Source organism: Aquimarina acroporae, from assembly GCF_023195925.1.
GTDB lineage: Bacteria > Bacteroidota > Bacteroidia > Flavobacteriales > Flavobacteriaceae > Aquimarina > Aquimarina acroporae.
The window spans coordinates 238,264-260,285 of sequence record NZ_JALPRE010000006.1 but is presented as its reverse complement, the minus strand read 5'-3'; the positions used below and the strand labels follow the sequence as shown (position 1 = coordinate 260,285).

Here is a 22,022-nt window from a genome sequence, read left to right as displayed (position 1 = left end):
TTTTCAGTTTCTTTATATCTTTTCAATTGTTAAATAGTTGATGCAATTACAGCTATAACAAAACTCAGAATAGTTAATACTGTCCTGACATGATGAAGCTTATCCCATTTATGTATCTTAGGTATGGTACCTCTTACATCTTTGAGATTCGCTAGTTCGGCGTTTGTTTTTGATATAAATATTGCTGTAAAAGGCACTAATAGAAATAATGGAATAGCACTTATAATCCACAATATATCCTGAGTAAAATACCAGGCAAGCAAAATAAATATCACCGTAATTATTCCGAAGGTTTTCAGAATTCGGCTAGCTTTTGGAAAGACCATTTGCCAATTTTTTAAATGCTCTTCTTCGTTTGTTTGAGTTCGCACTTTAATTTCAACCAAAGAAATGTAGAATGTTGAACCAGCAACAAGTCCTGTTCCTATCAATACAATAATTTTTAGAATAGTTTGAATCCCTATCATATTTTTTATTCGAATTATTTATCAAGCCCAATTATAATTGCAAAAACACAGATAAACATTAGTGCCAAAGAAAAGAACATCCTTAAAGCGTGGAATCTTTTTATCTTACTTTCAACTGTTTTATTTTCCTTAGGGTTATTATTTTTAAGTTTCAAATAGTTTCTGCATAACGGAACTAAAATCATTAAAGGAATTAAACCTACCAGCCAAAAATCTTCTCTCGTAAAAAGCCAAGTAATAACAATTAGTAGAAGAATAATGTTAAGTCCGTATCTGCTAAACATCTCATCCGTTTGAGCTCTTTTTGCATTCCTAATATCATTGTCAAAAGAATCTTCACCATTACAGAATTCTGGTTTATGATAACAAAGTGCTATAAAAAAGAAGAAGGTAAAGGACAGACCTGAAGCAAACAAAGTAAATATTTCTAATGTTATCGTTTTCATCTTATCTACCTAAAACTAAACTCCTCATAGTGAATCTCTTTCATAAGAACACCTTTTTCACGTAGCTGCTTTATATAACTTTCTCGCATTGTTTCAGGACCACATACATAGAATGATTTATTTACAACATCCATCACATTGTACTTTTTCCCAATTGAGAAATGCCCTTTATCATCAGAGTTCCATACAACAAAATCTACATTGTCTTTTTCAGCTGTCAGACTTTCAATTTCATCCTTATAATTTGCTTCCTTAACAGAGCCAACTGACCAAATGAGTGTTATTTTATAATCTCGTGGGACAACTCTCAAAAAAGATAGAAAAGGAGTTATGCCAATACCACCAGCAAGCCATATTTGCTCTTTGTGAGTAGCCTTCTTGAAATCAAAAAGACCATAAGGCCCTTGAATTTTTGCTTCAGTACCTATAGCAAGAGCACTCTGTATATTAGCAGTATAGTCACCCAACGATTTGATAGTAAAACGCAAGTCATTTTCAGAACTATCATTACTAATTGTAAATGGATGCGATTCTCCATTCCCAAAACCGGGTATTGAAAGAAAAGCAAACTGACCAGCTTCGAAATCCAGGGATTTTTCTTTTGGTGAAAACGTCAGTTCTACCACATCGTTTGCGAAATTCTTCACGCTTGAAAGTGAATATTTAAGCTTCTTATTAAAAAGACCAAAAAGGAAAGATTTATAGAACCAAGCTGAAACACCAATAATTGACATCAATAAAACATAGTTCTTAACAATCGGTAATTCAGACGTTAGTGTTGGGACATTTAAGAAATGAGCTATCCCCATAATATAAAAAATACCCATTAACTTATGTATTTTAATCCATCTATTATATTTGAGTTTTCTCTTAAATACTGGTGCTACAGATAACACTACTCCTATCAATATCAACAATAATGAGAAAAAACCTAAAGGTTTACCTATGGTAAACTCTTCAGACTTGGGGACCGTAATAAAATGTAATATCAATAGAATTACGGCAAGTGTACCTGCTCTTCTGTGTATCATATACATTTTATCAAGCCCACCAAAAATACGCTCAACCCATCTTGCCTTAGTAGCCATCAAAAAATTAATAGCGAAAACAGTCATCACCCAGGACGAAAAAACCTCTCCAATAATATTTTGAACTCCGAAGACATAGTCTCCTTGATATAATGTGATATCGATTCCCCAAAAAATAAAATGGATGAAAACGATGATTGGAAAATAGTGTTCTTGTTTTATTATTCTCATTTTTAGTCGTTTTGTACGGATTAAATTATATATTATAAAGCCATATAGATACGAGTTTAAATAGCGATACATAAATTTTAATATTCATCACTTTAATTTCTAAAATGCATATATTTGTCATCATAAATATTCATACTGTATGAAAGAAAGTCCTAGACATAAATCCATAGGCGCTCAAATGGCAATTGCCCAACAACTTCTTAAACGCAATCATCACAAAGCGTTTAAAGAGGCTGGAATGAAAATAACACTTGAGCAAATGGTTGTCCTAGAGATGCTACACATACAAGGTGATATGAATATGACAGAGCTTTCTAAAGGTGTTTGGAAACAAAATGCAAATATTACCCGTATTGTTGACAAACTTGAAAACCTAAAATTCCTAGTAAGAAAACCCGTAGAAGGCGACCGCAGGGCTAATCTTCTATCAATCACTCCAGAAGGAAGCGCATACTTTAAAGAGCTTGTTCCAATAGTTCAAAAAACCTACAAACAAAGTGTTTCCTGCTTAACCAAAGAAGAGGAATCTTATGTTTTGGAAATCCTAAAAAAACTTATTGACCATCTTTCTTAATATTTTTTTATCATAATATTTTACATATTAAATATATACTTCACAAATATATTAAATATTAATTTATGTTTAGCTAATATTTATTATATTTAAATAATTTTAAAAAGATGATATTTATCATATAAAGTACTTTTCATTCCTTTTAAATTGACGTTTTTAAACATTAATACGAATATTACCATGGCAAAAGAGACTAAATATAATCCAGCGTTAAGGGCGGTTACCTCTATTAGACATTTGGCACTTGGATTGGAATCTAACTGGAATGACCTTAGGAAAACAGGGCAAAATATTGATAAGATTACAAATGAAGCGGTAACCCTAATTGAGAAATATGGAAATCAATCAACTCAACTAAGATTAGAAAGCGAATTGGAACGCTTGAGCATAAATAAAAATAAGTTAAAGGAAATCTTAGATACTGCAATCTCTGCTATTCAAAAAAAGAAAGCTGAAGGGCTTTCAAGTAATTGGAGTGAATCAAAAGAATACTCTGATGCTCTCTTGGAAAATTTCAATATTCTTCAACAGCTAGGTAAAGACTGTCTTCCTGAAAACGAACTTAAAAAGTGGAACGACTTATGGTTGAAAGCCAATAATCTATGCTCCAATATCAGGAACAAAGCAGAGGCTTGCGGTCTTCAGTTACTTATGATTGAAAAGTACAAGCCTGAAGAGGTAGATGAAATGACCGATGAAATTCTTAAGCATATTCCTTTTAAATACTCAATAGACGAGGCTGTCGATTACGAAAAAGACTATTTACAGGCTTACTCGGATATTAAACTTGAAGCCTCTAAAAAGAAAAATCTTTGGGACAGGTTTTTGGATATTTTGGCTGGTGGAATACAAGAATCTCCAGCACAAAGAGTTTTAATGCAAAGATGGGTTGATGGGGAAAGAAATGATTTACAATAACAATATTTAACACATTAAATATTTATTTAATTAATATTTTTGTAGTGAAATATTATTTGTATAAATTTGCTTCATAAATTTTAAGTTAAATAATCATTTCTATATATTATGAATAAAACAACTTTCCTTATTGCAAGCGGAATATCGATGGCACTTGCAGGTGCAGTAATGATATTTTCCAAAGACATTGGTATTGGCACTTCGAAAGTATTACTACCCATCCTATTCTTAATAAGCGGTATAGCCACTTTTTTATTTGCAGGAGCTAATAAACAATTAAAAAACGCTAGTTTTTTTCATAAAATTCAAAGTGTTTTATTTATTGTATTTGCAGTAGTCATTGCTTTTCTTCCAGATTCATTAATGTCCTATTTGCTATACGTAACTTATTTTTCTTTGTGTTATGGTTTAATAGAGATTATGACTGGTTTTTCAGTTCTTAATGCCAAGGGACCTATAAAAATGAATATGCTCGTTTATCGTTTTATAAGTGGTCTGGTAAATTCAATAGGAGCAATGATTTTATTACTAACTGCTCTTTCTAATGAATTAGCAGGACTTCAAGTGGCTGGTTTGTTATCGGTTGTTGGTGGGTTATTCACAATACTCTTTGCAAATAAAGTAAAGAAAATAGCTGAAAATTCTGCAGTTATTTAAACATCTGAATTTTTTATAAAAAAAGACCCTCTATATTATTTAGAGGGTTTTGTATTTAACTACATTAAAACACCTTTTTTTGCTTTTATCACAGGAGGTATGTCTTTCTCCCCAATCATTTCTTTTAAATCTATTTCTATCGTTCTACACAAAGCTAGCATTGGAATATCATTACCAAGTCCTTCAAACGGATTTTCCGAATAATCCCCTACTAGTTCCATCATAAGAAAAATCCAAGAAACTAAAACAGTCAAGGGGATAGACCACAGCACAGCATTTTCACCCAGTTTTGCAAATTCAGGTGCTAATCCAAACGGTAATAAAAAAATAAAAATTCCAACAAACACATTGCTTATACTGGCGTATTGTCTTGGTAAAGGGAAATTTTTAATCCGTTCACATTGCCCTTGGTGCGTAAAGAAGTCTTTTAAGTTATTCTGTAGCTCCATATGTCGAAAATCATCAATAATATTCTTAGCTCTAAGTTCCTTTAGATTTTGTGCCTGATAATCGAGTATTTGAGTCGCCATATTGCTGAACCCTCGTAATTCTTGGTACTCATTATCATCGAAAAATTTTTTCAAATCCTCTATAGTAAAATCCTTGTCAAATAAACCTGCTCCTATACTCTCAATTCTTTTTTGGGTTGCTTTTTTTACAATTTTCCTTTGACTAACGTGTTCCCAAGGTGTAGGTTTAAGCAACTGTCCTCTCAACGTATACAGCCAACCAATATGCCTTAAAACTAAAGTACTCTGGTATTTTTTTAAAATTTTCTCTTCTACATCAGTTTCTGTAAATTGATTTGAAACATACCCTTTTACATTAATACTCCAGGTACGGCTGCTGTTTACAATTGCACCCCAAATTTTTCTAGCTTCCCAAAGTCTGTCATATGCATTATTGTTTTTGAATCCCACATAGAATGCTACCGCAGTTCCTATTACGGTAATAGGTTCCCAAGGTACTTCTAGCCATCGCCATTTAGTGAAGTGATAAAGCAGTGCCCCAAGAGTAGACCATAGAGATAACCAAATTAAATGGATACCACTAAACTTAACGATACCTGCTATTCCTAAATCCTTTTTTACAAACATTAGTTGAAGTTTTACTTAGTTGAATGAAATAGAATCTCGAAGATTAAGAAAAGTGTTTAATTATTTTATCTAAAGCGATAATCACTAATTCTTCCTCTTTTTTAGTAATAGAACCTACAACCGCTTTATCAACTTCAATAACTAATGGTATTAGGGTTTCAAAATGTTTTTTCCCTTTTTTGGTTATCATCAGTAGGTTAGCCCTCCTATCTCCTGCTACTGACTTTCTTGACACCAAACTCTGCTTTTCAAGCTTATCTACTATTCTTGTAATATTCGTATTCTGTTTCCAAACACCTTTAGAAAGCTGAGTCATATTCATATTACCGTTTTCATAGAGTATTTCCAAAACCAGCATTTGGTCCATAGTCAAATTAATACCGGACTTTTTAAGAGCATTTTGTTGATTTCTTTTTACTAATTGTTGTGCAACACTAATCCTAGCTGCTAATGACCTATTTCTTTGGCTATTTTCCATTAAAAAGAGTTTGTCTGTTAAATTTATAATTTCATTTAACTAATTTATTTTAATCAATATTATTCATAATAATATTTCATATATCAAATATATTGTTTTTTGTCAAATTTTTTAGAATTTTTGCAGCTACAAATCTTAAACTAAAACTTTCGGTTACTTCAATAACTTCTGTTTAGCTCATATATAGGAAAAATATTCCTTTAGATTTCTTATTTTTATAATTGAAAGTCAAATGACATCATTTGCATTCAAATTGACCGTCAACAATTCGGTCAACAGATTTTGTGAAGAAGTTTTTAGAACCTATAAAATCTCCATATTCTCTGAAACACTAGAACACTGCGGAGGTCACCAAGGCAAGGGTTTGAATCCTGCCGCGGTCACAAATAGGTAGTTTAAATACTGCCGTGGTCACCAAAGGCGGTTTAAATCCTGCCGAGGTCACTTAAAAATGAAAAGCTCACCAATGGTGAGCTTTTTTGTTTGTACAAGATTTGAACTCGTTCAAGAATCGAAATACGAACAAAAAAGCACAAATCTATGGTTTGTGACTTTTCATTTAGACTACCAAGCTCAAAGGAAAACCGGAGGTAATCTGCCGAGGTCACAGCAAGCAGTAAACCACGTCCAAAAGACGTGGTTCTTTATTTTATCGTTTTTAATATCTATAGGGTTTGGCCTTACTTATTTACGAGTAGCTTTGTATGTGCCATCGGGCTGTGTTACAATTAATTCTTGAAAAACACCATTTTCTGAATTCTTAAATTCTATTTTGTAATCATTGGATATTTTAAAAGTAAATTGGTGTTCTCCCGTTGGAACCAGTTCATAAGATTGTTGGTCTGCTACAAATAAATATAACTTCGTACCAGAATCTTCTGTATAGATCTTTACGGTAGTTCCTTGTACATCATACTCGCCTACATACTGTTTGAAGATTTTAGGATCAACATCGATAACTTTAGGTCTATCATCTATGGCATCAGGTTTAGGTTCTGTTCTAAACTTGGCATTAGAGACATCACCCTTTCCTGTCATTTCTTCATGAATCCATTTTATATAATGAGATACTCTTGTATAATATTCTTCCACTCCGTAAAGCCCTTCATCACCGCCTTTTTGATCTTGTCCAGAACTAATTCCTGCCAAGTATACTATATCGTTCTTGAGAATAAAAGCGGGTCCTCCACTATCCCCTGGACCACTAATCCCTTCATATTCGGTAAGGTATTTTGTTTTCGTATTAGGGTGATCAAAGGTCCAGTATAACCATTTTTGAGTCGTTCTTTCTATCCTATTTGTGGCTCCTCTTTGTTTTCCATCATTACCGTTAACTCCAATTAATCCATTACCCTTGTGGCCTCTACCTATCATGTAAATGAGCTTATCTACTTCATCAGTGTCCATATATAATTTTGCTTTTAATGCGCCAATAGGTTTTGACTTTAAATGTATTAAAGCAATATCATTGTCGTCACTATTTTGTCTTACCATCCAAGAAGGATGCATTATAACTTTATCTACTTCAATTTCAATATCGTTTATAATCACAAAATGTTTCTTCCCATTTTTAAATTTGTCTACAACTTCTATGGCACAATGTGCGGCTGTTATTGCCCATTGATCTGCTATAATTGTGCCTTCACAGTCAGGAAGGTTTAAATGACATATGTATTTTTCGAATCGTTCGGCAAGTTTTAAAAACTCGGCTTCATCTTTGTCATGTCTAGTTAACATTAGATTATGTCTGCTATCTGATACATAGCTAAAACTTGTCAGTGTTAATAACACTAACATTATTAAAAAATAAATTTTTATTCGCATGTGTTTATATATTTTGATTTACAGATATAAATGTGGATTTCAAAAAAAACAAGTATAAGAACTCAGGTTTTTCTTTGTCAAATAATTGAGTTCTAAAAAAAGAAGTAGCCTACCGATAGTTGAAATACTCCATTTCTATTTTTACCCGAAAAACCATCTACATCAATAATATTAGTTAATCCAAGATTATATCTTGCGCTAAAATTGAGCCCGTTATCAAATTTGTAACCTAGGCCAAAATTCACACCAAAATCTGTAGTTTTTAAAAAATCTTTATAATCCAAAGTACCTCCTTTAGAAGAAAGCAAAAAACCGATTTGAGGTCCTGCTTCTATACTCAATCTTTCCGTAACATAGTACTTCCCAATTATTGGGACATTTAAATAGTTTAGTGTAATTCTGCCCTCAGAGCTAATGTTGGTATCAACCCCTTGTCCAGAGTATATTACCTCGGGTTGCAAAGAGAATTTCTCTGAAAACTTGATTTCTGCCATTGCGCCAAAATGAAAATCTGTATTAGGATCAAAATCTTCTGTATTGTCTCCTGTAATAAAGGCGAGGTTTAAACCTGCTTTTGCTCCGAATTTAATTTCTTGTGCTTCAATATGGGATATTCCTAAAACTGTAATAATAATTACTAATCCTACTTTTTTCATTATTTATGTTTTTGATTTCTGATACGAAAATATGTTTGAAAAGAAAATAAAACTTCAAAATTGAGGTTCGAGAAGTATTGAAACGTTTCCATACTACGAATCAGGACCTCTACTGTTTTTTTGGTATCCTACCCTGAAAAATAAGTTTACACAAATACCTCTTCTCTACAACTAAAATTCTATGCCAAATGCGAGACTAAAACCTTGTTCAACATAACCTTCAAAAGGTTCATCATGACCGCCATTTCCACTAAGAATATTAGTGTTTTTTGATTCTAAGAAAGCTACTTCTTCGTTTGTAAGGCTACCAACAGCCTCATCTGTTGTTCCATAGACATAAGTAACATCAGATAGACTTTGGATAGAACTAAAATCTTGCGTATATCGATTCATAATCAGACTTGCGAATAGCCTGGCTTCATTTCTTTCAAAAACAGTAGATGCAGGTTCTTGATCTAAGATTGGTGTAATCCCATTTTCAAAATCGCCGTTTCTTCCTTCGGCAAGTGCCTGCCAAAAAACATCATTCATATCCAAACGCCCTGTAATAATTAAGTACTTATCGGCTACATCTATTCCTTTTTGTGCAATAAGCTCTTGTGCTATGAATGCGCCAAATGAAGCACCAAGAATATATACCGTCCTACCTTCATCTTTAAAATGTTTTACGACTTGATAGAGTGTTTCTACACTTTGCGCATTAAAAGTAACTGCTTGATCTAGGGTAATGTCTTCATCTTCCAAAATTCCAGGATTTAAAGTTTGAGCTTGATGTACATTTACCGTTAAAATACCTTTGGGGCGTAAAGCTTGAGAAAGGTCATCTACCAACTCTTCATCAAGGACTATATCTGGACCTGCTTGTACATTAATAAGAACGGTAGAAGCTTTTTCATCTCCATTGAAATAAATTAAATTCTTTATGTTTTGTGGTATTTCGTTAATTGTTACTGGTAGTGATCCATCGTCATCATTAGAGCAAGATACCATAGACATTGAAATCATAGCTATCAACATTACGCAGGTAATAGATTTACATTTGTTAGAACGTATCATTCTTGTGAATACTTTTTTCATTTTTTACTTTTTAAAATTCTAAGGTTTAAAATTATGACTCCTGAATAATAAAAAATGGTTTTAAAAAGTATAGAGGTATTAAAACGGCCACACTAGACGAATTAGGACGTTCTTTCAAGATTTCTATATGCACCGGGAGATACGCTTAAGCTAGTTTTAAAAGCATTGTAAAATGCGCTTTTGGATTTAAAGCCTGCTTCTAATCCAATTGCTTCGACAGAATATTTGTCAAATACAGGGTCCTGAAGTAAACTTTTGGCAGCTTCTATACGGTAATCATTGACGAATTGAATAATACTTTTGTTGAGTTCTTGGTTCACGATTTGAGACAAATAGCTTTCGCTAGTATCCAATTGCGTGGCCAATTCTAATCTACTTAAAAGGGGGTTTTTAAATAGCTCATCTTCTTCCATTAGCTTGTAAAGATGTGTGATAATTTTAGAGCTTGTCGCACTCTTGATTTTGGAATTGGTTTTGACCCTAGGTTGCTTTTTTGTAAGTATGTAATTTCGTATCTCCTCTTTTTGAGTGATAATTTGTAATCTAAAAATTCCGTAATACAGTACCCACCAAAAGAACAGAGACATACCTATCCAAAGAACATAATAAATGTAGAATGAAGTGAAAATGTAGATTTCTAAGCGCGTTAAAATCCAACATACGATCAGACATAGAACAAATAAGTTCAATCGCAATAGCCACCGCCGTTTGTCCTCTGAAATGTCATTGGCTTTTAGTATTAATTTTCTACTCCAAAAAATCAAATATGTATTGAAGATAATCGATGCAGTATCTCTAATAATGAGTATAATAAATTCAGTGATTGAACCATAAAGGTTTAAAAGAAATACAGGGATTTCTATAATGATAAACACTGAAAATGGAAGATACATCCATTTGTGCCAATTACTATCAAAGAAGGAATGCTTGATTTGAATTAAAAAATAAGTCAATAAAGTAGCTGCAAACAAAGCATCAAACCTTAAATTCCCGAGAATTACAAATACAATATTATGTGTTTTAGTGCTTTGCCATTCTAAAAAGGTTATACTAGATAGTAAGAATATAGTTAGAGATAGATAGTTATTTGCCCTGCTTTTATAAAAAGATGTCGTTATTAGTGAGACACTAATAAAATATCCAATAACAACACTTGCAATCATTGCAAAGTCTAATAATGTTTTATCCAATTTGCTAGAAACTAATATTATTAAAATTTTCTTCTTGTAAGAACAAAGCTATTTTTTATATGATCAAATAGGATTCTTGAATATAATAAACTGTATTATATGTGCCTTGTTACAGCGAAGTAATTATTTATCTTCATTAAACATTACTCCAAGTACGTTTATCCAGTATAAAAATGTTCTAATTTGTCTAATTATATGGTTTCAGAACCTCTCTAATATATAATTTATGTTTTAACAGTATCAATGCAAATACTTTTACCTCCATAAGGTTATGAATAAGTAATGAACAGAGTTAGACTTTTAGGAAACCGTACATGTTTCAACTCTCAATACTCTTGACTTCACTTAAAAAATAATAATGAAGTATTATCACTAAGCAATTCATATGAAAACAAAAATAGGACTATTAACACTTTGTACAATAGTATTTACAAACGGCGGATGTGGGTATAAATTATTGAAAAACAAGCTCTCTGATTAAATTTTTAATGGATGTCCCTACTTTCCTTTTATATTCAGAAAACAAAATATATATTCGTCTAAGCCTTGTTTATATTTATCGAAAGCAGTTCATGCAATTGTTCATTCTAAAAATAAATATTAGTTATAAGAAATGAATAGTGAGTCTTTACTTCAAATAACCAGTTTTTTAATCGTATTCATTTCGTTCCTTTTAGCTTTTTTTCTTTTCACCGTAAATTCTAAAAATAAAATAGGAAATACCTTTCTAGCTTTATACCTTATTATAAGAGCTATAGATGTTAGTGCTTATTTTTACTATTCTTGGAGAGTGTTATTTAAAAATGAACAATACAGAACTTGCTTTGAAAAATTACAAAAAATCTATTCTTATTAATCCCGAAAACAGTAACGCAAAACAAGTGATTGAAAAAATCGAGTTAGAGCATAAAAACTAATAACAAAACTTATATTCTTATCAATCAAAAGGAATGCTTTATAAAAAATCCATGGCGATAGGTACTGGTTTTTTTTCTTTTAACCAAAATGTATACGTCTTCTACGAAAATGTGTAAGTTGTTAATCTTATATCTGATATACCTTTGTACTCAAATAATCAGAATAAAATGATTTAATTATATCATTTTTCTATTTTAAACGAATAATGAAAAGAATACGAAAAATCATAAAAAGAATGTTGTTAGCTATAGGAATTATTATTGGAGCACTTGTCATAACCGGAACACTGTTTGTGAATTTCAGTCCTCAATTTGGAGGAAAGGTATCAAAAGAGCAACTCATAGAATATGCACAATCTGAGAATCATAAAGAAGGAAAATTCATAAACATTGGCGGTGTAACTTCTGAAATGAGCATGGGAAACATGTTAAAAGCCATTGGGGGTATGCTCAAGAGCATTCCCAATGCCAGGCCAAAGTCTCCCATCGAAATTCAAAAAATTGACTCTGTCAATATTGCCAATTATCATTCAAAAACAAGATTTATTTGGTTTGGGCATTCAGCTTTTTTATTACAAATGAACGGTAAGAATATCATTATTGATCCTATGTTAAGTGAAGTACCTGCTCCACACCCACTTTTGGGAGGAAAACGATTTAATAAAGAACTTCCTATCGAAATTGAAAAATTACCTAAAATAGATGCTGTAGTTATTTCTCATGATCATTATGATCATTTAGATTATGAATCTATTCTGAAGTTAAAGGATAAGGTGAGTATGTTTTTTACTCCATTGGGAGTAGGAGTTCATTTGCAAGAATGGGGAGTTCCCAAGGAAAAGATTATGGAGTTAGATTGGTGGCAACAAACTACATTTAAAGACTTAACTTTTATAAGCACGCCAGCTCAACATTTTTCTGGTCGAGGATTATCTGATCGAGATCATACTCTTTGGTGCTCTTGGATTATTCAATCGAATGATGAGAAAATATTCTTTAGCGGAGACAGTGGGTATGCATCACATTTTAAAGAAATTGGGGATAAACATGGTCCTTTTGATTTTGCAATGATCGAGTGCGGGCAGTACAATGAGCTATGGTCTGAGATTCATATGTTTCCTGAAGAAACGGCTCAAGCAGGTCAAGATGTTAAAGCAAAAAAAATAATGCCTATTCATTGGGGCGCTTTCAAATTGGCACAGCATTCCTGGACCGACCCAATAGAACGTGTAAGCAAAAAAGCTGACGAATTAGGTATACCACTAATTACTCCCGAAATAGGAGAATCAACACTTATAGATGACACAGAGACTCACCAGGATAAATGGTGGGAGAATTACTAAAATAAATTGTAATTTTAATAGCCTATACTATACTTACAATGCCTAGTTTTAATTTCAAAAATATTACAGAATATCATAAACACTTTGAGTTACCAGAGCCTCAGAACCCATTATTAAGTGTATTGCATACAGCCCTGAAAGAAGGTGAAGAAGAAAACTGTGATACTCATTCATTTGATGAACCCTTAGAACTCAGTTGTGACTTTTATGCCATAGGCTTCAAAAAAATTCTTTCAGGAGAAATTACTTATGGGCGAACAAAATATGACTGTACAAATGGTACACTTTTATTTACGGCCCCCAATCAAAAACTAAGCTTTAAAGATGTAGTACTTAGCTCTGAGAGTTATCATATTGCTTTTCACAAAGATTATGTTCAAAGTTCTGAGATCTATCAAAAGATAAAAAAATATAATTTCTTTAATTACCATGTGAATGAAGCGCTTCATTTATCTCCTAAAGAAGAGCAAATCATAAAAGATATTTTCAAGAATATCACTATTGAATATTACAACAATCAAGATGAATTTAGTAAAGAAATCATTATTTCGCAGTTAGATACCTTATTAAAATATGCAGATCGGTTTTACAAGAGACAATTTCTTGATAGAACCGATGACAACAAGATTTTAATTACAAAATTCAAGGAGATTTTAAATACATATTTTGAACAAAATCTATTTGCAGAAGAAGGAATCCCAACGGTAGATTGGATGGCTGCACAATTAAACGTAAGTCATCGATATATGAGCGATACCATTAAGGCAGAAACTGGGAAAACAGCAATCGATCAAATCAATTTATTCTTGGTAGAAGAAGCGAAAAGTATGCTGCTAAACCCTAACTTATCTATATCTGAAACCGCTTATAAATTAGGGTTTGAATATCCACAGTATTTTACCAGAGTGTTTAAAAAGAAAGTGGGCATGAGTCCAAAAGAGTATATTCAGACTCATACGAATTGATTTTCTATATTAACCTTACTAAAACCTAAGGATTAGTGGTTTCTATTTCTTTTTTTTGAGTTTAGTTTTAAAAATAAAACCGACCTTCTAGATAAAATACATACTTCATAATAGTTGTATTAAACGGTATATGATTGTAAATATCCCTGGTTTTGAAAACCAAGCTTATCATAGATAGGTGTTCCTAATTTAGATGCAACCAGATATACCTTTTTACTTTTATTTCTAATCGCTCTCGAAAGTAAATGTTTGGTCATGATTTTACCAAGACCAAGCCCACGAAACTCTGGGAGTGCCCCTATCATGTGTAATCCAGAATTTCCATAATGATCTTTAAATACAATTCCGCAGCTAACATAATTACCCTGATATTTACCAATATATAACTTCACCTTATCGCCACGTAACAATGGCTCCAGGGTACTACTGTATATAGTATATCCAAAGGCTTTAGAAGAAATTTTGGCAAATGCATCTACTTCTTTTATAGTTGTAACTTCAATAATATCGTCATCATACTCATCTAAACATGAATAACCATCTATATGCAACACCATTCCCTCTACAGTAGATGTTTTCTTAAAACCATGTTTCAATAATTTATTCTCAAGTTCGTTATTTTGCTGAAGAGCAATAGAGCCTGGTATAGTTCCTTTCTTGACATCAATTTTAAGCTGTTCAAAATCGATTTTATCCTCATTTAGACCAAAAGTTTTGGAAGGCCAGGTAGCATTTTTGGGAGCAAGAAACAGATATGCATCATTATGATGTAGATATCCCCCTACCTGCCCCAGGTACTCCCAAAACTCAAATTGGTGTTGTATTGCGTTACTTTCTTGCATAATTATGCATATTGTATATTAGACGCTTCAATAAGTGCGGCAGAGTCCTCATAAAAACGATACTCTTTAATCATTTCATCTTCAATAATACAAAGTTGCACCCAGTTGCTATTAAATAATTTTCCGGTACTTTTTACTAAATGAGAAAATGTTCCCTTAGCTACTACCAGATTACCTTGCGCCTCTACTACTTGCTGAACCAAAAACTCTTTGGTTTCAAATAAAGAGCTGATATTTTTCAGAAACTGTTTTGCGTCTTCTCGGGTTCTATAAACTCCATGTAATTGTTCAGTAGGTCTTTCTTCTTCTTTTACACTCACAATGTAGCAATCTGGATGAAAACTATTCAATATACCCTCTATATCTCCATGTTGAAAAGCGTTAAAATATCCTTGCACGACATCTACATTACTCTTTATTATATTTTCTCCTTCTTTATTAAAAATCTGAAAGGCTCGATCTAATTTTTGAAGTTCTTCTGCATTTGAGATGATCATTTTTTCTTCATCAAAATTGTCTTGGAAACTACCTAGAGAATAGGTCGATTTTAATAGGCCACCCCATAAAGGTACCAGTTTGGTCAAAATACCTAAATGTGTGCTTGCCCCGGTAGCCCCAGGTGAAGTACTAAGCAACAACACCGGTTTGCTATCAAAAAAACGTTGTTTAATAACAGACAGCCAGTCTATAATATTTTTTAAAAACGCCGACGGAAGCCCATTATGCTCTGGGGATGAGAGAATAAACCCTTCACTTTCTTTAAAAATTTCGAAAAGTTCGAGAATTGGTTGTGGTATACCCGCTTCATGAATAGCTGCACTATAAATAGGGACATCAAATTTTTTAAGATCTATAAATCGTATATCATGTTCTTGGAATCTATTGATTAATGATTGCACTAATTTCTCATTTATAGACTCTGGATGATTACTTCCTGTAAATGCTAAAATCTTTTTCATAGCTATTTTTTTATTGTTAATACATATTTATTTTAATTGTTCTCCTAATTTATTTACTGCCAACAGCCATTTTTCTCGTTGCTTTTGTGTTGAACTTTTTACCGGTGCCATATAGGTAGTTTTAACAGGTTTCACACCACAAAACTCTAGTACGCCTTTTTTAAACTGATTGATAACTGGATTTTTCATTACTAAGCTATTATACCAGCTTACAGTATCTGACGTTACTATAATTCGCGCTGTTTTTCCTTTTAGAAGTTTTTCTGGAAAAAGTTTTCCTTCTTGATATTTAAAAGTAACTCCTGGTAAAAACGTTCTATCTATAAATCCTTTAAGCAAAGCTGGTATGCCATACCACCACATCGGAAAAACCCATACTAGATGTTCTGCATCTTTGATTTTTTCTATGGCAGTTTCTAAATCTGATTCTAAAGGGTGTGGTATTCGGTAGCCATATTTTAAAATGGGATCAAAATTTAAATCAATCAAATTAATAGTTTCTACATCGGCGTCGGCCATGACAGCTCCTTTTCTATAATGTTCTGCCAAGGCCCAATTGAAGCTTTCTTTATCCGGATGTCCGTTTATAATTAAAACTTTCTTCATTGTATTCGTTTATACGGTTTGTTTTTCGTGCTTTCCTCTTGAATAGTATTTTAAATTCCCCTTAGCATGTAAATCCAAATAATTCTTGACATACGCATATTAAAGGAAGATAAAAGGACTAATACGATCGCGATCCAAATCAATATTCGCATATCAAAAAGGGTTTCATAAAAAAGGGTGCCTACTAGAAAAGTTAATATAGCCTGAGTTATGCCTAAAGCATAACTAATGTACATTGCACCAAAGAAGAAACCTGGTTCTTTTTCGAAAACAAAATGGCAATGTTCACATTCCTTTTTCATTCTAGGTTTTCTAAAATTGAAATAAATGTTTCTCTCTTTATAAATTGTTCCTTTACCACAGTTTGGGCATTTATTGGTGATCATCTTGTTTATCATGATTTCCTCTTTTATATGTTATACCATTGATGCATTCTCTTTATAATATTGCTTTAACCTTCTGGTTCCATATCGCATCGCTACATTGTCATCTGCCATCATAGTGAGAAAAAACTCTATGGGACCATAGGTGCTTTCCTTGGTTAGTTTTCGTAATAACCAAAGGGTCAGTAATCTAGTCCAGTTAGGAAGGTGCATCACTTTGGGCTTTTTATGTAGTACGTGAAAAGCCATTTCTGCAATTTCGTTGTGTGTTAAAACATCGGGACCTCCTACACTGCATTCGGTGGTGGGATTATCTATCAAATTGAGGCACATTTGGGCCAGATCCTCCCCATGAATAGGATTTAACAATTGATTACCCTTACCAAATAGAAATACACTGCCTTTATTGGCCATTGATAAAAAATCCCGCATGTCTGAGAAAAAACCATTGGGTCGTAGGATAGTGTAATCTAGCCCAGACTTTTTCAATTCATCGACAAAAGCTTCTTTGGCTTCAAATATTTTAAGATGACGATGTAGATCTCCATTAATTGCTGAGACATAGATAAACTTTCTCACTCCAGCACGCTGCGCTTCTCGTAAAAGATTAACATTGGCCTGATAATCCACATCCATATAAGACAATCCATCTTTTTGACGAGTAATTCCCACTGTAGATATCACAACATCCACACCTTTGCAAACCCCTGTTAACGTTTCGGGTTTGGTTACTTCTGCTTCAATTACTTCAATACTCGAAGATTCGAACTCCTGCATTTTTTTCTTATCCCGAGTAATAAACCTAGCCGACAAATTATTGTTAACTATCTCTTTGGCTATGTACCCTCCTAAATATCCTGTGCCACCGGCAAGAAGTATCTTTTTTTCTTTTTCAATTCTCATCACTATCTACTTTTTACCGATTAATTGTTTGAAATAAATGCTATCACTCCCTCCTTTATTTGATTTTTTAAGACTTCCCATTTAGGTTCATTGTCTGAAAATGTGGCATCCATATTACTAGAGATTACAAAACCATAACTTCCATCATCTGCAATTTCAATAAGAGAAGACACCCCCAGGCTATTTCCTCCATGCATCCATATTCCGTTTTTTAAATACCAAAATAAGCCGTGGTTTTCAGCGAAACTATGAGGTACGATATTCTCAGGTAATTGTTTGGTAAATAAGAGTCGATAGTAAGAAGGGGTAAAAAGCGTAGAAGATTGTCCTTTGATTCCTTTTGTCATATCCAAAACATACTTACCAAGGCCCTCATTGTTTGTGTATAAACTACCTTCGGGGTAACCATGATTTGCATAAAATGGTAATGGTGTATTGATATCTAAATATGGTATCGCCATGGTATTTAAATCAACTTCTAGAATATCATAAGTAGATACATTCATTTGTAGAGGTTGAAGAATATTTTCTTTCACATAAGTATCAAATGGCACTCCTGTTGCGTTTTCGATAACAAACCCCATCAATGAGGTTGCGACATTCGAATAGGACCACGTGCTACCGGTCATCGTATCTAGGTACATATCTTCACCATAAAACTCACCTTCTTCTAAGAAGTATTGTCCCAGGTAATCGGATAAAGGCATTGGATTTGAAATCTCCAGACCAAGGCCATTTACTAAAACATTTGCTCCTGTACTATTGGTATCCTGATTTGGGAGAATAACATAGTTGCCTGCTATATAATTTTCGAGATTATCAATAATTCCAGAAGTATGCGTTACCAAGTGTCTCACCAAAATGACCGCATCGGGGTTTTGTAAATTGGTAATTTTTACGGGAAGTATTTGGTTGATTGGTGTATCCAGAGTAAAATAGCCTTGTTCAATAGCTTTTGCAGTAGCCGCCCCTACAAATGTTTTACTTATCGATGCTATTCCATTTTGAGTCTGATTAGTATATAAAATTTGATTTGCCACATCTGCAAAACCAAACCCCTCTTGAAAAACAATATCATCATTTTCTACAACGGTCACTGAAAAACCTGGAACATTTGCAGAAGCACTAAGCGCTTCAAAGTATGTAGTTAATTCACTTGTAGTTGCTATAGTATTGGGATTGGGAATTACATTGGCATCATCATCATTTGAGCAAGATGCTAGGGTCAAGAAAGAACCTAATAATAAGAGCCACATAATTTTACTTTGAAATGTCATAACTTTTCGTTTTTCGATTATTAAAATTTTGATGAGACAAAGGTGTTCAGAAAACAAAAGGCAATCGTTCTGAAATACAATTCGGAACCTACGAAATGAAAATCCGAACCTTTTGGATGATTATGGAAAGAGCTTTAAATTTTAAATTTTCAGGAAATAAACTTGTTAGTATTGTCAGATTATTTTATCAATTTTGTGATATCAATCAAAAAACAAATACATGTCTAAATACACATATACTTTCTTATTGTTAGCAATCAGTTTTTTCGGATCTCTAACAGAATTATACGCTCAGAATACTACAGTAAGCGACAAAATAGATGCCATAGTACATCAAAAAATGAAAGAATATAATATTCCCGGACTGGCAATTGGAGTACTAAAAGACACAAGTTTTGTGTATACCAAAGGTTATGGTGTTACCACCATTGGAACTAAAGATACTATTTCTGAAAACTCAGTATTTCATACCGCATCTATAAGCAAGCTATTTACAGGAATCGCTATTATGGAATTAGTAGAGGATGAAAAATTAAATCTGGATAATAAACTTGTAGATCTCATACCTGAACTACCATATAAAGATGAACGTATAAAAGAAATAACCGTTAAGCAATTATTAAATCATACCTCGGGGCTCCCAGATGTTAAGAATTACCATTGGGAGAGAAATAATCTGCACAAAAGCAGTTTAAATGATTACATTCTAAACCTTACGCTTACCCTGCGTTCTGAACCATCAACTCAATATTATTATAGTAACTTAGGATATAATATTTTGGGGTTAATCATTGAAAAAGCTTCCGGCATTTCTTTTGAAGACTATTTGAAAGACAGCATCCTTTCTAAAAACAACATGAATACCAGTGATTTTAGATATTACAAGATTCCAGATAGTTTAAAAACAAGTCCGCATTCACAAAAAAAGATTAGTAATAAAGTTTATGTTAGAAAAACATATCCGTATACTAGAGAACATGCTCCTAGTAGCACATTAAATGCTTCTGTGAAGGAATTATCAAATTGGATGCATCTATTTTTAAACGAATATCATTCCAATCCTAAATCTATGTATCACCAAATGACTAAACCTTCTACCGACTTAACTTCGTTTATTGGATTAGGTTTTCAGCTATATAATTTAGATAATTATAAAGCTGTAGGGCATTTTGGAGGAGATAAAGGTTTTAGAAGTTTCTTAATGCTAATTCCTGAAAAAAAGATTGGATTAGTAGTTCTTGGTAATTGTGATTATCATGAAGATTATAGACAAGAAATTTTAAAACCCATTGCAAAGTTACTTATAGAAACCCTTTAATATATCGAGAGCTAATTTTTCATCCACTGTTTTGGAGTCATCCCAATCACTTTTTTAAAATATGTATTGAATACAGTTTTAGAATTAAAACCACTGTCGTATGCTAAGCCCAGCAGTGTTAAGTGTTTGTTTTTAGGATCTACTGCAATCTTTTTAAAGTGTTCTAAACGTTTGCTATTAATAAGTTCGCTAAAATTGGTTTGCAAATAATCATTTATAAATTTTGAAAGTTTATTGGGGTGTAGTTCTATGGTAGCGGCCATAGAACGCAATGACAGGTCTGGATTTAAGAAGGCCTGATTATCATCCAGATACTTCGATACTTTTAACTCCAAAAGTTTTACTTCTTCGTTAGAAAAACCAGATTGCTTTTCCTTTTTTGAATAGTGATCAACATTACCTATGGGTAGTTCTACATTTCCAAACACCTCAGATATCAACCGTTTATAGGTTTCTGTTGTTCTAATAGGCTCCAAAAATGGATCAAACTGAAAATTGAGTATTTGCCCAATTCGATTCTGTACCATACGCTCTAACCGATGCAACACCTCATCTGTTTTTCTGCAATAGATCAAGTAATAGAAATCCCAATGTACCATTAAGTTTACATCCTCGGACAGCAGGTTTTCGTCATATTGAATAGTTTTTTTGTGGTTAATCGCATCAAAAATCGATTCGACTATGATAATAAAACTATCATCGAGGAACGCCCTTGCATAAGACATTGTGGCTTCTTTATCCTTCTGAAATAAAAAGCACGCTAATTTCAAATGTCTACTTAGATCGAAACTACTATCTAACCTCAAAGAACTCTCAAAACATTGTATCGCATTTTTATAATCCTTCTGTAAAAAGTAAATATTACCTCTTGTATAATAATGGTTAGGCGAAAGCGGATTAATTTTTAGGATTTTATTGGTTTCTTTAATCGCTTCATCAAATAAACCATTTGCAGTATACAACTCTGCCAAAGCTTCATTGGCTTCTCCAAAAAATGGATTTACACGCAAACATTCCTGCAATTCTTGGTAACCATCCTCGAAGTTCCAATTCCCCCAAAAACTAATCGTTGCTTTGGCAAAATGGCCCATATAAGAATCTGTATTTAACTCATACCCTTTGTCTAGATACTCGTTTGCTTTTAGTAGTCCTTCTACCCTATCTATATGTCCCCAACTGGCTAAAATGGCATAACACCAACCAATGGCTACTACCGGATCTGCATATGAAGTGTCTATTCTTGCACTTTGTTGGTAATAATCGATAGCTTTCTCTATCTGAGATAGACTCCAAGTAAGCTGGTAGTATCTTCCTTTGAGATACCATTGATATGCCTTTAAATTTTGAGTATGAACGGTCGTAAGAGATTCATCGATATCTATATGTCCAAAATTCTCTCGAATTTTATCGGCAATTAAAACACTAATTTCATCTTGAAGTTCAAAAACATCAACTAGTTTTCGATCAAACTTTTCAGACCAAAGTAAAAAACCCGTATCGGTTCGTGTTAACTGTGCCATGATTCTAATACGATCATTGGCAATTCTTATACTTCCTTCTACCGCATTGGTTACTCCTAACTCATTACCTATTATGCGTATATCTGTTGGTTTCCCTTTAAAGGCAAAAGAAGAAGTTCTCGCCGTTACTTTGAGACCATTAATCTTAGAGAGTGCGCTTATAATTTCTTCTGTAATTCCGTCGCAGAAATACTCATATGATACATCTCCACTCAGATTCCTGAATGGAAGTACGACGATAGACTTGTCTAAGGAGGATATGTTAGAACTCAGTGTATTCAATTAGATAAATAGTCCATAAATTTAAGAAAGTCCTGAAAGAGACCTCTTAAATTTCACAAAGAAT

The 22,022-nt window shown here is 33.0% G+C and carries 23 protein-coding genes; 7 read left to right on the top strand and 16 right to left on the bottom strand.

The features are described 5' to 3' along the window. Window positions 1–29: 29 nt before the first annotated feature. Genes M0D21_RS09505 through M0D21_RS09495 form a run of 3 tightly spaced genes read right to left on the bottom strand, consistent with a single transcriptional unit; the run spans window position 30 to window position 2,172 of the window. Window positions 30–467: a DUF1772 domain-containing protein gene (locus tag M0D21_RS09505; protein ID WP_248328797.1), complete on the bottom strand. Its 438-nt coding sequence runs from the start codon at window positions 465–467 to the stop codon at window positions 30–32. Between the two features lie 14 nt (window positions 468–481). Next, window positions 482–913 (bottom strand): hypothetical protein, encoded by a 432-nt coding sequence (locus M0D21_RS09500; RefSeq protein ID WP_248328795.1) that lies wholly within the window; start codon window positions 911–913, stop codon window positions 482–484. Between the two features lie 5 nt (window positions 914–918). Next, the gene (locus M0D21_RS09495; protein ID WP_248328793.1) at window positions 919–2,172 is read right to left on the bottom strand and encodes a ferredoxin reductase family protein; all 1,254 of its coding nucleotides are present in this window, start codon (window positions 2,170–2,172) and stop codon (window positions 919–921) included. Between the two features lie 139 nt (window positions 2,173–2,311). Between M0D21_RS09495 and M0D21_RS09490 the strand changes: the two genes are divergently transcribed. From M0D21_RS09490 to M0D21_RS09480, 3 genes are all read left to right on the top strand, one after another. Beyond that, window positions 2,312–2,746, top strand: a complete 435-nt coding sequence (locus tag M0D21_RS09490) for a MarR family winged helix-turn-helix transcriptional regulator (RefSeq protein WP_248328791.1) — start codon at window positions 2,312–2,314, stop codon at window positions 2,744–2,746. Window positions 2,747–2,926: 180 nt separating this feature from the next. Next, the gene (locus tag M0D21_RS09485; protein ID WP_248328789.1) at window positions 2,927–3,664 is read left to right on the top strand and encodes a hypothetical protein; all 738 of its coding nucleotides are present in this window, start codon (window positions 2,927–2,929) and stop codon (window positions 3,662–3,664) included. Window positions 3,665–3,772: 108 nt separating this feature from the next. After that, window positions 3,773–4,321 (top strand): hypothetical protein, encoded by a 549-nt coding sequence (locus M0D21_RS09480; protein WP_248328787.1) that lies wholly within the window; start codon window positions 3,773–3,775, stop codon window positions 4,319–4,321. A 59-nt stretch (window positions 4,322–4,380) separates the two neighbouring features. Here M0D21_RS09480 and M0D21_RS09475 read toward each other — a convergent pair whose 3' ends face one another. The 6 genes from M0D21_RS09475 to M0D21_RS09450 form a co-directional block, all read right to left on the bottom strand. Next, the gene (locus M0D21_RS09475) at window positions 4,381–5,418 is read right to left on the bottom strand and encodes a bestrophin family protein (RefSeq protein ID WP_248328785.1); all 1,038 of its coding nucleotides are present in this window, start codon (window positions 5,416–5,418) and stop codon (window positions 4,381–4,383) included. 43 nt (window positions 5,419–5,461) lie between these two features. Then, window positions 5,462–5,896, bottom strand: coding sequence for a MarR family winged helix-turn-helix transcriptional regulator (locus M0D21_RS09470; protein WP_248328783.1), 435 nt, complete (start codon window positions 5,894–5,896; stop codon window positions 5,462–5,464). A 684-nt stretch (window positions 5,897–6,580) separates the two neighbouring features. Next, window positions 6,581–7,633 carry a trypsin-like serine protease gene (locus tag M0D21_RS09465; protein ID WP_248328781.1) on the bottom strand — a complete coding sequence of 351 codons (1,053 nt, stop codon included), beginning with the start codon at window positions 7,631–7,633 and terminating at the stop codon, window positions 6,581–6,583. Window positions 7,634–7,812: 179 nt separating this feature from the next. Continuing rightward, a complete protein-coding gene (locus M0D21_RS09460) occupies window positions 7,813–8,376 on the bottom strand; it encodes a porin family protein (RefSeq protein ID WP_248328779.1) in 564 nt (187 codons plus the stop codon). 171 nt (window positions 8,377–8,547) lie between these two features. Further along, window positions 8,548–9,453: a hypothetical protein gene (locus tag M0D21_RS09455; RefSeq protein WP_248328777.1), complete on the bottom strand. Its 906-nt coding sequence runs from the start codon at window positions 9,451–9,453 to the stop codon at window positions 8,548–8,550. A 101-nt stretch (window positions 9,454–9,554) separates the two neighbouring features. Further along, window positions 9,555–10,643 carry a helix-turn-helix domain-containing protein gene (locus tag M0D21_RS09450; RefSeq protein WP_248328775.1) on the bottom strand — a complete coding sequence of 363 codons (1,089 nt, stop codon included), beginning with the start codon at window positions 10,641–10,643 and terminating at the stop codon, window positions 9,555–9,557. A gap of 758 nt (window positions 10,644–11,401) precedes the next feature. On the opposite strand from M0D21_RS09450, the gene M0D21_RS09445 reads away from it, so the two are divergent. From M0D21_RS09445 to M0D21_RS09435, 3 genes are all read left to right on the top strand, one after another. Next, window positions 11,402–11,560, top strand: coding sequence for a tetratricopeptide repeat protein (locus tag M0D21_RS09445; RefSeq protein WP_248328773.1), 159 nt, complete (start codon window positions 11,402–11,404; stop codon window positions 11,558–11,560). Between the two features lie 206 nt (window positions 11,561–11,766). Next, the gene (locus M0D21_RS09440; RefSeq protein ID WP_248328771.1) at window positions 11,767–12,903 is read left to right on the top strand and encodes an MBL fold metallo-hydrolase; all 1,137 of its coding nucleotides are present in this window, start codon (window positions 11,767–11,769) and stop codon (window positions 12,901–12,903) included. A gap of 38 nt (window positions 12,904–12,941) precedes the next feature. Then, window positions 12,942–13,868 (top strand): helix-turn-helix domain-containing protein, encoded by a 927-nt coding sequence (locus M0D21_RS09435; RefSeq protein ID WP_248328769.1) that lies wholly within the window; start codon window positions 12,942–12,944, stop codon window positions 13,866–13,868. 119 nt (window positions 13,869–13,987) lie between these two features. Here the strand turns inward: M0D21_RS09435 and M0D21_RS09430 are convergent, their stop codons facing one another. Genes M0D21_RS09430 through M0D21_RS09405 form a run of 6 tightly spaced genes read right to left on the bottom strand, consistent with a single transcriptional unit; the run spans window position 13,988 to window position 18,838 of the window. Continuing rightward, window positions 13,988–14,710 (bottom strand): GNAT family N-acetyltransferase, encoded by a 723-nt coding sequence (locus tag M0D21_RS09430; protein WP_248328767.1) that lies wholly within the window; start codon window positions 14,708–14,710, stop codon window positions 13,988–13,990. Between the two features lie 2 nt (window positions 14,711–14,712). Then, window positions 14,713–15,669: an NAD(P)H-dependent oxidoreductase gene (locus M0D21_RS09425; protein ID WP_248328765.1), complete on the bottom strand. Its 957-nt coding sequence runs from the start codon at window positions 15,667–15,669 to the stop codon at window positions 14,713–14,715. Between the two features lie 27 nt (window positions 15,670–15,696). Next, entirely contained in the window at window positions 15,697–16,275 is a 579-nt protein-coding gene (locus tag M0D21_RS09420) for an NAD(P)H-dependent oxidoreductase (RefSeq protein ID WP_248328762.1), read from the bottom strand. Window positions 16,276–16,325: 50 nt separating this feature from the next. Then, window positions 16,326–16,673, bottom strand: coding sequence for a DUF983 domain-containing protein (locus tag M0D21_RS09415; protein ID WP_248328760.1), 348 nt, complete (start codon window positions 16,671–16,673; stop codon window positions 16,326–16,328). Between the two features lie 18 nt (window positions 16,674–16,691). Beyond that, complete coding sequence (locus M0D21_RS09410; protein WP_248328758.1) at window positions 16,692–17,561, bottom strand: SDR family oxidoreductase; 870 nt, start codon at window positions 17,559–17,561, stop codon at window positions 16,692–16,694. 20 nt (window positions 17,562–17,581) lie between these two features. Further along, on the bottom strand, window positions 17,582–18,838 hold the full coding sequence (locus tag M0D21_RS09405; RefSeq protein WP_248328756.1) for a serine hydrolase domain-containing protein: 1,257 nt from the start codon (window positions 18,836–18,838) through the stop codon (window positions 17,582–17,584). Between the two features lie 220 nt (window positions 18,839–19,058). On the opposite strand from M0D21_RS09405, the gene M0D21_RS09400 reads away from it, so the two are divergent. Then, entirely contained in the window at window positions 19,059–20,156 is a 1,098-nt protein-coding gene (locus M0D21_RS09400) for a serine hydrolase domain-containing protein (protein WP_248328754.1), read from the top strand. Window positions 20,157–20,167: 11 nt separating this feature from the next. On the opposite strand, the gene M0D21_RS09395 is transcribed toward M0D21_RS09400, so the two are convergent. Further along, window positions 20,168–21,958, bottom strand: a complete 1,791-nt coding sequence (locus M0D21_RS09395) for a tetratricopeptide repeat protein (protein ID WP_248328752.1) — start codon at window positions 21,956–21,958, stop codon at window positions 20,168–20,170. Between the last annotated feature and the right edge of the window lie 64 nt (window positions 21,959–22,022).

Coding starts and splice junctions, on each gene's coding strand:
- M0D21_RS09505 (WP_248328797.1), bottom strand. CDS start 467: ATGATAGGGATTCAAACTATTCTAAAAATTATTGTATTGATAGGAACA.
- M0D21_RS09500 (WP_248328795.1), bottom strand. CDS start 913: ATGAAAACGATAACATTAGAAATATTTACTTTGTTTGCTTCAGGTCTG.
- M0D21_RS09495 (WP_248328793.1), bottom strand. CDS start 2,172: ATGAGAATAATAAAACAAGAACACTATTTTCCAATCATCGTTTTCATC.
- M0D21_RS09490 (WP_248328791.1), top strand. CDS start 2,312: ATGAAAGAAAGTCCTAGACATAAATCCATAGGCGCTCAAATGGCAATT.
- M0D21_RS09485 (WP_248328789.1), top strand. CDS start 2,927: ATGGCAAAAGAGACTAAATATAATCCAGCGTTAAGGGCGGTTACCTCT.
- M0D21_RS09480 (WP_248328787.1), top strand. CDS start 3,773: ATGAATAAAACAACTTTCCTTATTGCAAGCGGAATATCGATGGCACTT.
- M0D21_RS09475 (WP_248328785.1), bottom strand. CDS start 5,418: ATGTTTGTAAAAAAGGATTTAGGAATAGCAGGTATCGTTAAGTTTAGT.
- M0D21_RS09470 (WP_248328783.1), bottom strand. CDS start 5,896: ATGGAAAATAGCCAAAGAAATAGGTCATTAGCAGCTAGGATTAGTGTT.
- M0D21_RS09465 (WP_248328781.1), bottom strand. CDS start 7,633: ATGTTAACTAGACATGACAAAGATGAAGCCGAGTTTTTAAAACTTGCC.
- M0D21_RS09460 (WP_248328779.1), bottom strand. CDS start 8,376: ATGAAAAAAGTAGGATTAGTAATTATTATTACAGTTTTAGGAATATCC.
- M0D21_RS09455 (WP_248328777.1), bottom strand. CDS start 9,453: ATGAAAAAAGTATTCACAAGAATGATACGTTCTAACAAATGTAAATCT.
- M0D21_RS09445 (WP_248328773.1), top strand. CDS start 11,402: ATGTTAGTGCTTATTTTTACTATTCTTGGAGAGTGTTATTTAAAAATG.
- M0D21_RS09440 (WP_248328771.1), top strand. CDS start 11,767: ATGAAAAGAATACGAAAAATCATAAAAAGAATGTTGTTAGCTATAGGA.
- M0D21_RS09435 (WP_248328769.1), top strand. CDS start 12,942: ATGCCTAGTTTTAATTTCAAAAATATTACAGAATATCATAAACACTTT.
- M0D21_RS09430 (WP_248328767.1), bottom strand. CDS start 14,710: ATGCAAGAAAGTAACGCAATACAACACCAATTTGAGTTTTGGGAGTAC.
- M0D21_RS09425 (WP_248328765.1), bottom strand. CDS start 15,669: ATGAAAAAGATTTTAGCATTTACAGGAAGTAATCATCCAGAGTCTATA.
- M0D21_RS09420 (WP_248328762.1), bottom strand. CDS start 16,275: ATGAAGAAAGTTTTAATTATAAACGGACATCCGGATAAAGAAAGCTTC.
- M0D21_RS09415 (WP_248328760.1), bottom strand. CDS start 16,673: ATGATAAACAAGATGATCACCAATAAATGCCCAAACTGTGGTAAAGGA.
- M0D21_RS09410 (WP_248328758.1), bottom strand. CDS start 17,561: ATGAGAATTGAAAAAGAAAAAAAGATACTTCTTGCCGGTGGCACAGGA.
- M0D21_RS09405 (WP_248328756.1), bottom strand. CDS start 18,838: ATGACATTTCAAAGTAAAATTATGTGGCTCTTATTATTAGGTTCTTTC.
- M0D21_RS09400 (WP_248328754.1), top strand. CDS start 19,059: ATGTCTAAATACACATATACTTTCTTATTGTTAGCAATCAGTTTTTTC.